Source organism: Pseudomonas sp. R1-7, from assembly GCF_051132105.1.
Lineage (GTDB): Bacteria > Pseudomonadota > Gammaproteobacteria > Pseudomonadales > Pseudomonadaceae > Aquipseudomonas.
In genome coordinates, this window is record NZ_CP071661.1 from 758,399 (window position 1) to 772,600 (window position 14,202).

The 14,202-nt window shown below is 60.4% G+C and carries 10 protein-coding genes; 3 read left to right on the plus strand and 7 right to left on the minus strand.

Annotation, left to right across the window (positions count from 1 at the left end; genetic code table 11):
• Positions 1–26: 26 nt before the first annotated feature.
• Entirely contained in the window at positions 27–905 is an 879-nt protein-coding gene (prmA, locus tag J3P79_RS03385) for a 50S ribosomal protein L11 methyltransferase (RefSeq protein ID WP_434608169.1), read from the minus strand.
• A gap of 192 nt (positions 906–1,097) precedes the next feature.
• Here prmA and J3P79_RS03390 point away from each other — a divergent pair, with 192 nt between their 5' ends.
• Positions 1,098–5,042 carry a type III effector 1 gene (locus J3P79_RS03390; protein WP_434608170.1) on the plus strand — a complete coding sequence of 1,315 codons (3,945 nt, stop codon included), beginning with the start codon at positions 1,098–1,100 and terminating at the stop codon, positions 5,040–5,042.
• 61 nt (positions 5,043–5,103) lie between these two features.
• Here the strand turns inward: J3P79_RS03390 and accC are convergent, their stop codons facing one another.
• From accC to J3P79_RS03420, 6 genes are all read right to left on the minus strand, one after another.
• Positions 5,104–6,459 carry an acetyl-CoA carboxylase biotin carboxylase subunit gene (gene accC / locus J3P79_RS03395; protein WP_039593524.1) on the minus strand — a complete coding sequence of 452 codons (1,356 nt, stop codon included), beginning with the start codon at positions 6,457–6,459 and terminating at the stop codon, positions 5,104–5,106.
• A 17-nt stretch (positions 6,460–6,476) separates the two neighbouring features.
• The gene (accB, locus tag J3P79_RS03400; protein ID WP_434608172.1) at positions 6,477–6,941 is read right to left on the minus strand and encodes an acetyl-CoA carboxylase biotin carboxyl carrier protein; all 465 of its coding nucleotides are present in this window, start codon (positions 6,939–6,941) and stop codon (positions 6,477–6,479) included.
• A 48-nt stretch (positions 6,942–6,989) separates the two neighbouring features.
• The gene (gene aroQ / locus J3P79_RS03405) at positions 6,990–7,442 is read right to left on the minus strand and encodes a type II 3-dehydroquinate dehydratase (protein ID WP_434608174.1); all 453 of its coding nucleotides are present in this window, start codon (positions 7,440–7,442) and stop codon (positions 6,990–6,992) included.
• A gap of 246 nt (positions 7,443–7,688) precedes the next feature.
• Positions 7,689–8,009 carry a hypothetical protein gene (locus J3P79_RS03410; RefSeq protein WP_434608176.1) on the minus strand — a complete coding sequence of 107 codons (321 nt, stop codon included), beginning with the start codon at positions 8,007–8,009 and terminating at the stop codon, positions 7,689–7,691.
• Positions 8,010–8,449: 440 nt separating this feature from the next.
• Positions 8,450–8,998, minus strand: a complete 549-nt coding sequence (locus J3P79_RS03415) for a methyl-accepting chemotaxis protein (RefSeq protein WP_434611334.1) — start codon at positions 8,996–8,998, stop codon at positions 8,450–8,452.
• 1,450 nt (positions 8,999–10,448) lie between these two features.
• Positions 10,449–12,119, minus strand: a complete 1,671-nt coding sequence (locus J3P79_RS03420) for a GGDEF domain-containing response regulator (protein WP_434608178.1) — start codon at positions 12,117–12,119, stop codon at positions 10,449–10,451.
• Between the two features lie 427 nt (positions 12,120–12,546).
• Here J3P79_RS03420 and J3P79_RS03425 point away from each other — a divergent pair, with 427 nt between their 5' ends.
• Together J3P79_RS03425 and J3P79_RS03430 are read left to right on the plus strand one after the other, a co-directional pair.
• Positions 12,547–13,614, plus strand: a complete 1,068-nt coding sequence (locus tag J3P79_RS03425; RefSeq protein WP_434608180.1) for a DUF2333 family protein — start codon at positions 12,547–12,549, stop codon at positions 13,612–13,614.
• Positions 13,615–13,617: 3 nt separating this feature from the next.
• Positions 13,618–14,175 (plus strand): NUDIX hydrolase, encoded by a 558-nt coding sequence (locus tag J3P79_RS03430; RefSeq protein ID WP_434608183.1) that lies wholly within the window; start codon positions 13,618–13,620, stop codon positions 14,173–14,175.
• The last annotated feature ends 27 nt before the right edge of the window (positions 14,176–14,202 follow it).

Here is a 14,202-nt window from a genome sequence, read left to right on the forward strand (position 1 = left end):
CAATCCGGTCGATACAGGCGGTCATTCTAGCGCCGACGTCCGCTGATGCGCACCCAGCCATCGCGATTGGCGATGGGGTCCAGGTCGAAATCCGCGGAGTAAGCGGCAGCGACTTCTTCGCCCTGTTCGGCGAGGATGCCCGACAACGCCAGGCGTCCGCCCGGTTTTACCAGGCTCGACAGCTGTGGCGCCAAGGACACCAGCGGACCGGCCAGGATGTTTGCGACCAACACATCGGCTTGCACCTTCGGCAGATCCTGGGGCAAGTACAGCGGGAAAAGCTCGTCGGCAATGTTGTTGCGCCCGGCGTTGTCGCGGGACGCTTCCAGGGCCTGGACATCGATGTCGGTGCCGACCGCTTCCTTGGCGCCCAGCAGCAGGGCAGCGATGGCCAGGATCCCCGAACCACAGCCGAAGTCGAGCACATTGCAGTCTTCGAGGTCCTGGCCGTCCAGCCATTCCAGGCACAGCGCGGTGGTGGGGTGAGTGCCGGTGCCGAAGGCCAGACCCGGGTCCAGCAGCAGGTTCACCGCGTCCGGTTCCGGCGCGGCATGCCAGCTTGGCACGATCCACAGGCGCTGGCCGAAACGCATCGGCTGGAAATTATCCATCCAGCTGCGTTCCCAATCCTGATCTTCAATCACCTCGCTGTGATGTTCGGGCAACGGGCTGCCAGTCAGCAGCTCCAGATGGGCGAGCACGCTGGCCGCCTCGGTGCCGCCTTCGAACAGCGCCAGCAAATGGGTGTGGGACCACAGGGGAGTGGTATTGAGCTCGGGCTCGAAGATCGGCTGGTCTTCGGCGTCCATGAAAGTCACCGATACGGCACCTACTTCGAGAAAAGCGTCTTCGTAGGTTTCGGCTTGTTCCGGGCTGATGGCCAGGCGTACTTGCAGCCAAGGCATGGCGGGCACCTTTGAAAAATCGACAGGAAGCAGCGTGGGGCTGCAAAGGCGCGCAGTGTACGCCAGGTCGCTGTCAAAGTGGATAAGCGAGTCTGGAGCGTCAGGCTGTGGTGTTTCCATATATATATGTATGACATCGGTGTGTCGCGACGTCGATAAGGTGCCGGTCCCACACCACAAGGAAAGATGTGTATGGACACCATCACCGAGTCGAAGCGAAACAAGGACGGCGAAGCAGCGGCATCGTCCTCGCCCCAGGCGGTTCTGGAGAGGTTGATGCGTTGGCAGTCCGCAATCGACTCGCGACTGCAGACCCAGATGACCCTTCTGGAAATACTGGAGCAGTATTTGCTGGTCGAGTTGCGCACGTACTATAGCGAGGGCAATGTCGATTCATATTTTATCGGCGTGCTGCTTGAGGCGGTGCTGCAGCGCACGATAGATCAAGCCCTCGTGGCTTACGACGAGCAGCAGGATGCGCCTTATCGCTGGCCAGGCGGGGCGGACCAGGGCTTTTCGGCCGAACGTCGGGATGCCGTTGCCCAGGTTGTTGAAGGTACCGCCTCGAGTTTCGTTCGGCATTACCAGGATTATCTGCGACGACATTGGGAAGCAGTCGGGCTCGACGCTTCACTTGAAACACTCATCCAGCAGAAACTGGATGAACATCTGGCGGCGGTCGAAAGCGCTTTGCAGCCCGGGCAACTGGTTGGGCGGGATGTCGCGGCGCTACGTGAGGAAATCGAAACGCTCCAGGATGGCTGGCGTCGGATGAGCCAACTGGCCGAGTTGGCTACTGTGCAAGAGCGCCAGACGCTGGATGCATTGGCGCGCTCGCAGTTGCCGGACTGGCTGCGGGGACTGGGCGACGCAGAACGTAAGCGGCTGGAAGCTCTCCAAGAGCTGGCTTCCGAGGCGCAGGCCCGGGTTGATGAGCTGCTCGATGGCCTGGGCTCGCTGAAAGACTTCGCCCGGCACTCGGTCAAGGATTACATCAGGCACGAATTGGACATGGACGTCGAACCCGACAGCGTTCGGGTGCAGTTGCAGTGGCAAACCGTAGTGGGTCGCCCTTTGCAAACCTACACCTTGACCGAGCTGGTAGCGTCGGGCCCTGTCCGGCCGGACGTCATATCGGTGCGCCTGGTCGAGAACGGCGGCATGTTGCGCAACCAGCCGCTTGCGCCCGAGTTCGTCGCACGATTGCTGTCGGACCTGGACGTTGCTGCCGAATATTGGCCGGCGCTTTCAAGTCGATATGATCGCGTGGACTTGAAAATGGCCATGCTCGATTGGTTCGGCACGCGATTGCGACACGGTGCGTTTGTTGCGCGTTGCGCCGGCCAGATCACGAACGCCGACTATGAGGAGATCCGCAAGTCGTCGCAAGGCGACAGCATCCGGCAAGTCTGCAATGTCGTACTGCCCAATGCGATGCGTTGTGCTGATCTCTTGCTGTTCTACCGAGAAGATAGACCGGGTGACGCCAGCGACTTGCTGCTGTATGCCCCCGGCAAACCGGATGGCCAGGAGTGGATCAAGTTGCCTTCGCTTCGTGCCGTGAGCGCCGAAATGGGGCTTTGGATTGAAAGTGAAGTCGGTCGCGAATACTTGTTGCAGCAGCTCTCCCCGGCTGATCGTGGGGAGGCGCGGGAATATTTTATCGGTGTGATGCACAAGCCGACTCATTGGGATCTTGGCCGGGATCCCAGGGGGCCATTACGTGGCTTCAGGGACTGTCTCGAGGCCGCCGTGCTGGCAGGGTTGGCAAACAACCTGTTGCAGGTGGAATTGAGTGATTCGCCTGCCTGGTATCGCGCTTTGCCGCTTGCCAGTCGACAAATGATCCGCGGCCTGAACCAGGAGTTCCTGGTTCATCAGAAGGTTTTCGACGAGCAGCTCGAGGGCTACGAAGTCTTCATGGACTTTGCCAAGCGTACTGTCACGCAGGCGATTGCACCTTATATGCGTAGCAAGGGCGTGGAAGAGCCGGTAGATCCTGCAACGGTCCTTATCGATTACCGCCCCGGGTTGGGAAATGACATGAAGGTCGCCAATCTGCTGGACCTGGCTATCTACGGGTATGACGACAATTCAGGTATCGACCACCCAGCCAAAGGGGTGCGTTCCTCGATTGGGCAGGATCTGGGGCAGGTCCGCAGCGCCGATCTGGGAAGTTATATTCGACAGGCCTACCTGGGTGACCAGTACGCCAGGGAAATCCGCAGCAAGTTCCTGGATAGTCGGACTCCGGAGTACACCAAGCGCCGCGATGCCTTTCGCTACATGTTGCTGACACGGATGGATCGTGACCTGCGAATCGTTTATGGGCAGTCGGTGTTGAGCGACGACGAGTACCAATGGCTTGCGCGGCAAGTCACCCTGCTGAGCCGCTGGGTGCCTGGGCGCAGGCGTGTGCATTCCACAAATCTGGTGGCGAGCGAAGGCGTGATGAATTTCACTGTCGGCGGTCATGTTGTGTTGGGGGTGTACGTTTTCGCCTATTTTGCTTCCAGGAGTGCTTACTGGTTGTACACACCTGATGCGCCTGACGGTATCGCCTTTCGCCAATACGTTGAGTTCACCGCAAGCGTGGTGACGCAGCTGCATGACTACGTGTTGGAGCGAGTCGCGCTGACCGCGCGTGACGCGGTGCGCACATCGCTGAACGCTCTGGCGGCCGGAAGCATTCGTGTGGATGGGGTGCGCGAGCTGAACCGGGTCGTTGATATCAGCGCGCAATTCGACAGGTATATCGAGCGTGCGATCACCGATGTGCAAGACATCACCACCAACCGTGCGAAGGTGATCAAGCATCAGATCGTCAAAGGGCTGCTGTTCGCGGCCGCTCCCGTTTGCATGGTCTACCCTCCCTTTGCCCTACTGCTGGACGTCATGTTTATCGGCATAACCTCCAAACAGGCAATCGACGCGCACAGGCAAGGCGATACGCAGGGAGCACTCGGCCACTGGCTGGCCGTGTCTTGGGGGGCGCTGTTCGCCACGCTGGGGCCATGGATGGTCGCCAAGTCGCTCGGATGGGCCGTCAAGGGGCTGAATCTGCTCGTCAGGCCTATGTCGTTGGCTGCCCAGCGCTTGAGAAACGTGACCACGATTGCCGCCAAGGAAAGCGGGCCGGCCGTCAGGGGCTTGCGTTTCAAGCCAAAACAGGCAGTCAGGAAAACGCCTGATAACCTGCAGCTCGTGACCGATGACAGTATTTTCCATGGCACCTACCGCAGTCCTCCCAGTGCCACGCAACCGCAAAGCACCTACTACATAAAAAACACGGGCAAGTATTACCAGGTCAGGAAGGATTCTTATTTCGACGGTTTGTGCCTGGTGGACGCTCGCCGTCCCGGTGCGTTTTACAAGCTCCCCATACGCCGGGTGGCGGAGGGCAAGTGGGTGCACAATTCGGTTGGCCTGAGAGGGGGGAGCGATGAGGTGCGCAACCTGGGGCGAGTGAGGGATTTGCGTGAGGCGTTCCCAGGGCATGTTTCGCCGGACGTGACACGGGGAGCGCTCCAGGGTGAAGCCGTAGTGGCAAGGTTCAGCGATGCAGCGGCGGACAACTATCTGTTCTCGCTTAACGCGCAGACATGCGTGGTCGCTTCGTTGTACAACCCGGCCACTCGGATGGGGGCGGTGATTCATTTCGATCACAACATCCGCGCGCTGATCGAGCGCAGTATTCGCGAGGTGAAGCAGCGCCTGGGGGGGCCAGCCAGGAACATTCGCGCTACCTTGGTGGGGGGCGACTGGTTGACGGGAACGGACATCGGCGAACCGGTCAGGCTAATGATGCGGCGCCAGGGACTGCAGCCTACCTGGGATCATTGGTCGTACTCTTCCTGCTTCGGCAACACCTATGGTGTTGCACTCGATTTGCGCACGGGTGTCACTTCCGTGTTCAAGACTTCACAGGATCTGGTCGAACGCTACTACATACCTGTGCTGGCAAGGGCCAGGCGTGGCACCGATTCGGTATCGCTGCGGGCGCGTGGATTCATGACGCGCGTGCGCAGCGAGCCGTTGATGGCAACTGCCAACGGGGCCGTTCGCACCGTTCAAGGCAGGCCGGCGACGGCGGCGCAGCTTGCCTTGAACGAGTTCTCCATGGTTGTGCTGAGCTGATTGCGAGGCAAAAAAAGACCCCGGCAATGGGCCGGGGTCTTTTTTTACTCCACTTGAAACATCAGTGCTGGTTGCCCAGCTTGTGCTCCAGGTAGTGGATGTTGACGCCGCCTTTGCAGAAGCCTTCGTCACGGACGAGGTCGCGGTGCAGCGGGATGTTGGTCTTGATACCGTCTACGACGATCTCATCCAGCGCATTGCGCATGCGCGCCATGGCTTCGTCACGGGTCGCCCCGTAGGTGATCAGCTTGCCGATCAACGAGTCGTAGTTCGGCGGAACCGCATAACCGCTGTACAGGTGCGAATCGACGCGAACGCCATTGCCACCCGGCGCATGGAAATGCTTGACCGTGCCAGGGCTTGGCATGAAGGTCTTCGGATCCTCGGCGTTGATCCGGCACTCCAGCGAGTGACCGCGGATAACGACGTCATCCTGGGTAAACGACAGCTTGTTGCCGGCGGCGATGCTGAGCATCTCCTTGACGATGTCGATACCGGTGACCATTTCCGAAACCGGGTGCTCCACCTGAACACGGGTGTTCATTTCGATGAAGTAGAAGCGACCGTTTTCGTAGAGGAACTCGAAGGTGCCGGCGCCGCGATAGCCGATGTCGATACAGGCCTTGACGCAGCGAGCCAGGACTTCCTGGCGAGCCTGCTCGTCGATGCCCGGTGCCGGCGCTTCTTCGAGGACCTTCTGGTGGCGACGCTGCAGCGAGCAATCGCGGTCGCCCAAGTGAATCGCCTGGCCTTGGCCGTCGGACAACACCTGGACTTCGACGTGACGCGGGTTGGTCAGGAATTTTTCCAGGTAGACCATCGGGTTGCCGAACGCCGCGCCTGCTTCGGAGCGGGTCAGTTTTGCCGAGGAAATCAGGTCTTCTTCCTTGTGCACCACACGCATGCCGCGACCACCGCCGCCGCCGGCGGCCTTGATGATCACCGGATATCCGACTTCGCGACCAATGCGCAAAGCGGTTTCTTCGTCTTCAGGCAGCGGGCCGTCGGAGCCAGGAACGGTTGGTACGCCGGCAGCGATCATGGCGTGCTTGGCCGAAACCTTGTCGCCCATCAGGCGGATGGTCTCGGCTTTCGGACCGATGAAGGCAAAACCGGAGTTCTCGACCTGTTCGGCGAAGTCGGCGTTTTCCGCCAGGAAACCGTAGCCAGGGTGAATGGCAGTGGCGCCGGTCACTTCGGCGGCGGCGATGATTGCCGGGATATGCAAGTAAGAGTGCGCAGCCGACGCCGGACCGATGCAGACGGATTCGTCCGCCAGGCCCAGGTGCATCAGTTCTTTGTCGGCCTTGGAGTAAACGGCGACGGTCTTGATGCCCATCTCTTTGCAGGCACGCAGAATCCGCAGGGCGATCTCACCGCGGTTAGCGATCAGAACTTTTTCCAACTTCGCAGTCATCAAAGGCTCTCCGCGGTTCAAACGATGGTGAACAGCGGTTGGTCGTACTCAACCGGCTGGCCGTCTTCGACGAGGATGGACTCGATCACACCGCTGGTTTCAGCTTCGATGTGGTTCATCATCTTCATGGCTTCGACGATGCACAGGGTGTCGCCTTTCTTCACGGTCTGGCCGACTTCAACGAAGGACGGCGAGGTTGGCGAAGACTTGCGATAGAACGTGCCCACCATTGGCGAACGGGCAACGGTGCCGTTCAGCGCGGGTGCCGCAGGAGCCGCTGGGGCTGCGGCGGCAACTGGCGCTGCTGCCGGAGCAGGTGCGGCAGCCGGGGCTTGCATCGGGGCCGGTGCATAGAACTGCTGGGCTGGGGTCTTGCTGTGGCGGCTGATGCGTACGGACTCTTCGCCTTCCTTGATCTCGAGCTCGTCGATGCCGGACTCTTCCAGCAACTCGATCAGTTTCTTAACTTTACGGATATCCATGAATCATCAACTCCCAAGGGTCGGTCAGGGGCGTTTAACGCTTGTTGTTCAAGCTGTTGCCTGTTTTTCAAGCTGCTCTAGGGCGGCCTCCAGGGCCAGTCGGTAACCGCTGGCGCCAAGGCCGCAGATCACTCCCACCGCTACATCGGAGAAGTAGGAGTGATGGCGGAAAGCTTCGCGTTTGTGCACGTTGGACAAATGCACTTCGATGAATGGGATGCTCACTGCCAGCAGCGCGTCACGTAATGCGACGCTTGTGTGTGTAAAAGCTGCTGGGTTGATCAAAATGAAGTCCACGCCTTCGCCTCGCGCGGCATGGATGCGGTCGATCAATTCGTATTCGGCGTTGCTTTGCAGATAGAGCAAATGATGGCCGGCTGCGCGGGCCCGCTGTTCCAGGTCCTGATTGATCTGTGCCAGTGTCACGGCGCCGTAGACGCCCGGTTCACGGGTGCCAAGCAGGTTCAGGTTGGGTCCGTGCAGGACCAAAAGGGTCGCCATCTGCTGTTCCTTGTTATCTGTGAGCAGGTATCAGAACCTGGCGACTATGCCGCAAAGCCTTTGTGACTGTCCAGTTCTCTGCAATAGCCAGCACGATGACCGATGTTTGCGCGAAATTTGTGACCCTGGGCTCTGATCCGGTCATACCGTTGGAAACCGAACCCCGTGGGAGCTTGCTCGCAATGACAGCCGCACATCCAGCATTGATCCCAGCTGACCCGCCGCTATCTGAGCTCGCTCCTTCATTCAATCTGTTGGACTTGAACGCAAATAGATATTCACGGGTGTGTAGTCGACACCCCCAGCGTGTCGATAGAGGGTGTTGCTGTGGTAGGCATAGACTTCCTTATCAACTGACACCGTAATCGTCGACTCCTGAATGTCGACGGTTATTGAGTCATCCCGAGTGACAAGGAATGGCGTCGCGGTTTTCAGCTCGGAAAGGATGTCGCTGTCGGCTGCCAAGGTTCGATAGACGTAGTAGCGATAACTGAAAGGGACCGTTGCTCCGCCACGATCATCCTTTACGCCATAGATAAATGCATCGTGGGACAAAGGTTTTCGCAAGACGACCTCTGTCAGTTGGGGCATGTCCCGAGGGAAGAAACACAGCCAACTCATGCAAGCCAGGGCAAGGGCAAGCAATGCACATAAGACGGCGAGATAGGCGGGCTTTTTAGGTTCGGCGGATAGTTGCTTGTAGTCCCAAGGCCCGCGATTTCTGACTTGGGTGTAAAACCACGAGTAGATAAAAGCCGATCCAGCTTTCAGAGCATTTTTTTTTATGAAATGCCGCTGCGATATTTTCTTCGACAGAAACGCCGGGTGGCGACGCAGGTACCCTCATTGCATGCTCCTTTTGCAATTTCTTGAGGGGGCGGGAGCCTAGCATGAAGAGGGTCGTTACAAAATTCCGTAGCCTGCTCCATGCGGCAAACCCCATCGGGGCTGCGCAGCCGAGCGGAAGCAAGCTCCCTCGCCACAGTCGTGCACAGAGTTTCTTGGTGTTAAACCCGAAAGGCCTGCACAGCGGTATGCAGCCGCCCACCTAGCACCAGCAGGTTGTCGCCCTGTTCCCGGCCTTGGCCGATGCGCAGCAGGTTATCGCCGCCCAACTGATGAATCCGCTCGCTGTGATCGCGAATCTCGCTGACAGCGCCGCTTTGTTGGGCGGTGACGTCGGCGATGCGGACCGCCGTGTCGGCGATGGTCTGGATGGCGCCGACAATCTCATCCAGCGCGCCATCGGCCGCTTGCGCCTGGCTGGCGGTGGCTTCGGCGTGTTCGACCTGGGCGCGCATGCCGTCCACCGATTGGCGCGCGGCCAGTTGCAAGCGGGCGATCAGCGCCTGGATTTCCGAAGTGGCGCCAGCGGTGCGCTGGGCCAGCGAGCGGACTTCTTCGGCTACCACCGCAAAGCCCCGGCCCATTTCTCCGGCGCGGGCGGCTTCGATGGCGGCGTTGAGGGCCAACAGGTTGGTTTGGTCGGCAATCGAGCGAATGACCGTCAACACGCCGCCGATCGTCGCCGACTCCTCGGCCAGTTGTTCGATCATCTGCGCATTGCCTTGCACTTCGCCCACGAGCGCATGGAGGCCGGCGAGACTCAAGCCGATGACCTGTTGGCCATGCTCCACGGCGTTGCCGGCGCTGCGACTGGCCTGCGCGGCCTGGCTGGCATCGCCGGCCACTTGCTGGATGGTCGCCTCCAGTTCGCTGAGGGAATCACGGATCAGTGCGGTGTCGCCGGCCTGGTCCTCGGCGCCGCTGTGCAATTCGCCGCTCAACTCGGCCAGGGTCCGACTGCTCCCCGCGACCTGTTCGGCGTTCACTCGAATGGTGCCCACCAGATCCACCAAGTAAGCGCGCAGACGATTGAGCGAGGCCTCGATGTCTTGCAATTCGCGGTTGCTGGCGCCCACATGGATATCCCGGCTGAAGTCCCCTTCGGCCCAGGTCGACAAGGCTGGCGCCAAGTGCGTCAAGGTGCGTGCCAAGCGTCGCTGCAAGGTGTCGATGAGCAACGCGATCAACAGGATCAGGCCGATCATCACGCCCTGGATCAAGCGAACCTCCCCCTGGATCTGCCCATGCTGGGCGCGTACCGCCGGTTCCAACGTGTCAATCGCCGTCTGCACATCCGCGATTTTCAGGTGTGTGCCGCTGCTCAGTTCGGTGCGCTTCTGGATCAGCTCGCGGGTGCGGGCCAATTCCGCTGGGTAGCGGCCGAGCAAGCTGTTGAGTTCGCGCTTGAGGGCGATGCCAGCATCTTCGGCGACGGTTTTTTCCTGGGTTTTCAGGCCCATCAGCGCGGCAAAATCATCGCTGCCCGATTCGCTGCTGGCGGTGACGCCAAGCAGTGGCAAGTTATCCAGCTGCTGAGCCTGGGCGCGGATACTCGTCAGTTCCCGCTCGACATCGGCGGCCAACTCGCTGCGACCGCTGCTGACCAGTTTGTCCCGCGCCAGCGACAACCGGCCCAGGTGCTGCGAAGCAGTGAGCAATGGAGGCAAGTAGGCTGGGGCGCCGTTGGCGTATTGGGCGATCTGATCGAGACTGGCGCTCAGCTCCCGCTCGGCCTGCAACAGCAGCGCCTGTGGATCGCCGGCCAGTTTGCCGGCGGCCAGCAAATCAGTCTTGCTGAAGCTGTCGAGGTTCGACAGGCTGGGGCGCAGGGCCTTGGCCAGGTCCGGCGGGAATTGGTCCAGGTCCTTTTGCAGGCTTTCCAGCGCTTGGGTCGCCGCACTGAGGCGCAGGGCGTCGCCGCTGGCCAGGTAATCCTCGATGTTGCGCGCCACTTCGCCCTGGAACTGCCGCGACAGGCCCAAGTAGCGTTCCATCAGAAGGTAAGGTCGCTCCAAGGCAATTTGCGACCACCAAAGGGTCGCGCCAAGGCCAAGGCACACGGCAACTAAAAGAAGGGTGTTGAGATTGGTGAGCAGCTTCAGGCGCATCAAGGGTCTACCGGGGGCAGAATCGTAAGTGCCTGAAGTTATTGCGTTTGCGTTACACGTTTATGACTGAATCGGTGGATTCCGATGAAAAGGTGGCATTTTGCTTTGATTGCCTGGCGCTCTGTACCCTGTTTCGTCCTGCATGCTTGGCGCGGTACAGCGCTTCATCTGCCTGGCTGGCCATCATCAGGCTGTCGGACGCTTCGCTCATTTCCACGACCCCGGCGCTGAAGGTGCACCACAAGTCTTGGGGTTGGGCCGGGTAATGGATCTCGGCGAAGCGCTGGCGGATTTCGTCCAGTACCTTGCAGGCCGCGTCAATGTCGGTGTCCGGCATGACAATGGCGAACTCTTCACCGCCGTAGCGCCCGATGAAATCGGTCTTGCGCAGGCGTTGCTTTAGAAACAGCGCCAGGCTCTTGATGACCCGGTCGCCCATGGGGTGGCCGTGGCTGTCATTGACTCGCTTGAAATGATCGATGTCCAGCATGGCGAAGCTCAGGGGCTTGCCTTCGCGGCGGGCGCGGAAACTGCAGTCTTCGAGCAATTGCAGGATGTGGGTGTGGTTGTAGAGACCGGTGAGGCTGTCGCGCACCATCCGCGCCTTGAGATTGCGCGCCCGGGCTGCGCGGTTGCGCACGGTGGTGATCAGGTGCCGGGGCTTGATCGGCTTGGTCAGGAAGTCGTCGCCGCCTTCGCTCATGGCGTCGAGCTGCTTGTCGAGGTCGTCTTCGGCGGACAAGTAAATGATCGGAACGCTGACATACCGGTCGTTGTGGCGAATCACCTTGGCCAGTTCCGTGCCGGTGCAGGCGGGCATGTACATGTCGAGGATGATCAGGTCGGGCTGGAAGTCCGCCAGCTCGGCCATCGCCTGGATCGGCTCGATCAATGTCCGCGTAACGATGCCGGCGCTGTTGAGCAGGCGCTCGGTGTGCAAGGCCTGGGCGCGGGAATCATCGATGATCAGCACTTTATAGGGTTCGTACTGGGCGACGCAGGTCAGCACTTCGATCTTCTCCAGCAGGCTCGAGGCTTCGAGCGTGCCGGTGAGAAACTCCTGGCCGCCGGCGCGCACCGCCGCCAGGCGGGTGGGCGTATCGGTTTCAAGGAGGCTGAAGAAGAGCAGCGGAATGGCCTGGTCGAGTCCTTCCTGGGCTTGGGCGGCCAACGTCAGGCCCACGCCAGGGCCGCTGAAATCCACATCCATGACGATTGCCGCAGGCAGGCGCTCGACCATCGAGGAGCGGAACGCCGCGACACTGTTCAATGCATGGGCGCTGAGTCCGAAGAACTCCAACTGCTTGGCCAGCCGTTCGGCGCGGTCATGGTCTTGCAGCATTACGTAGATGGGTTTGCGCAGCGGCGGCAGGAAGGTCTGCTCGAGTTGATCGCCATGGCGCAAGCCGGTGCGGGACAGGCGCTGCATCAATCGATTGATGTCGGTGATCAGTTGGCTGCTCAGGCGCCCGCGATTGGCATCCACCGCTTGCAGCGACTGGCTGATGCCTTGGGCAAGCTGGCAATGCTCGGGCTGTTCGAAACGCTCGGCAAAGCGCAGCAGGCGCTGATTGGCTTCGCTGAGCTCGGACAGGTCGTTACTCGACCACTCGCTGCGTTGCAGGCGCTGCCATATCTCGAGGATCTGGCGAGCCTGATGAATTACCCGCTGGGCAAAGTGGTGCTTGAGGCGCTCACGGCTGGGGTCTTCTGACTCGGTCATATCCTGACTACTAGTTAGGGGGCATGCTGAGGTCGACTGGTGGCTCTATGCTAGCACCTCTTTTCCCTTACATGAGTGTCGTACGTCAATAAACTGCCAAGAGATGCGATTCAGTTTCTGACCGTGCGGTCTTTGATTGCCTGTCCGTTACGCCTCGAGGGCTGAAAATAAAGGGCTCCAGGGCTCTCGCGGACGGTTTTTTCAATCGCTTCGATGCGTAGGAGAGCACAATTCGCTTGTGCACCTGGCTGCCTCGCGACGTGGCTCGCTCCTCATTCCTGGCGGGCAGGGTTAAGGGAAACCCTTAGGTGTCTGTTGGCAGGGTGGCGTTAATTCTCCGATAAGCCCAACGACGGATGCCGGCCAAGGCACGTTGATGTAAGGTTGTGGTCGAACCGTGAACTCAAGTGATTGAAGGGACATCGCCATGCTGGACTGGAAAAACCGCGCGGGCAGCGCGCCTGAACGCGCCGCCGAGCCGAAATCAGACACCCGCAGCTACCTGGGCGGGCTTTTTTTCAGCCGGGCACTGGCCACGCTCGTTGGGTTGTACCTACTGGTCACCATTGCGGTGGGCTGGTACTGGAGCCAGGAGCCGGCGCTGTTTCCCGTGCAGCAGAACGCCCAGGCAGCGGCCGAAAAGGACGGCAGGCAAATGGTGGTTGGCTACACCACCGTCGAAACCCTCAAGGCCGTGGCTGGCACCTTGCTGACCAAGCAGGGCGGCTACATTTCCAATGACCGCTTCCCGCCGGGCCTGTGGATGGACAACATGCCGAGCTGGGAATACGGCGTGCTGGTGCAGGTTCGCGACCTGAGCCGCGCCCTGCGCAAGGATTTCGCCCGTTCGCAGTCACAGTCCGCGGAAGACGCCGACCTTGCCAAGGCCGAGCCGCGTTTCAACTTCGACAACCGCAGCTGGGTACTGCCCTCCAGTGAGTCGGAATACCAGGAAGGCATCAACTCCCTGAGCCGTTATCAGGCGCGCCTCTCCGATCCAGCACAAAAGAGCGCATTGTTCTATGCCCGCGCCGACAACCTGAACAACTGGCTGGGCGACGTCGGCACTCGCCTGGGTTCGCTGTCCCAGCGTCTGTCCGCCAGCGTTGGCCGGGTCAAGCTCAATACTTCGCTGAAAACCGAGGTTCCGGCGCCGGGCCAGGTGCCGCAGGTCGACGAAGAAGTGGTTGAAACGCCATGGCTGCAAATCGATAACGTGTTCTACGAAGCCCGCGGCCAAGCCTGGGCGCTGTCTCATTTACTGAGGGCCATCGAAGTAGATTTCGCCGATGTGCTGGCCAAGAAGAACGCCACGGTCAGCGTGCGGCAGATCATTCGTGAGCTGGAAGCCTCGCAAGAGCCGGTCTGGAGCCCGATGATCCTCAACGGCAGCGGCTTTGGTGTATTGGCGAACCATTCGCTGGTCATGGCCAACTATATTTCCCGTGCCAACGCGGCGGTAATCGACCTGCGGCAGTTGCTGAACCAGGGCTGATCGATGGACGAAAGTGGTCGGGACGCCGCTCACCGAGCGGCTTCGGATGCAGAGCTCATCGCTTGGGTCGATGAACAGGACAACCTGCTCGGCAGCCTGGTGCGCTCGGACCTGCGCGAACGAGGGCTGATCGGGCGCGGCACCTACATCATGCTGTTCAACTCTGTCGGTGAATTGTGCGTTCATCGCAGGACCCTGAGCAAAGCGATCTATCCCGGTTATTGGGACGTCGCGGCCGGAGGCATGGTGCAGGCTCACGAGAGCTACGCCGAGTCGGCGGCCCGCGAGCTTGCCGAAGAGCTTGGCGTCAGCGGCGTGGAACTGGTCGCCCACGATCATTTCTATTTCGAAGACACCGGCAGCCGCCTTTGGTGCTCGGCGTTCTCGGCTGTGTGGGACGGCCCGCTGGTGCTGCAGCCGGAAGAAGTGCTGGAGGCGCGTTTCCTGCCCGTCGACCAGGTGCTCGATGAAATCCGCCACAAGCCTTATTGCCCGGACTCCCTGGCGGCCCTTGGGCGCTATTTGCGAGCCCGCGAACGCGGTGTCGCAAAGAAGCTGTAAATTGGCGCCGATTGGCCCTTAGCAAGT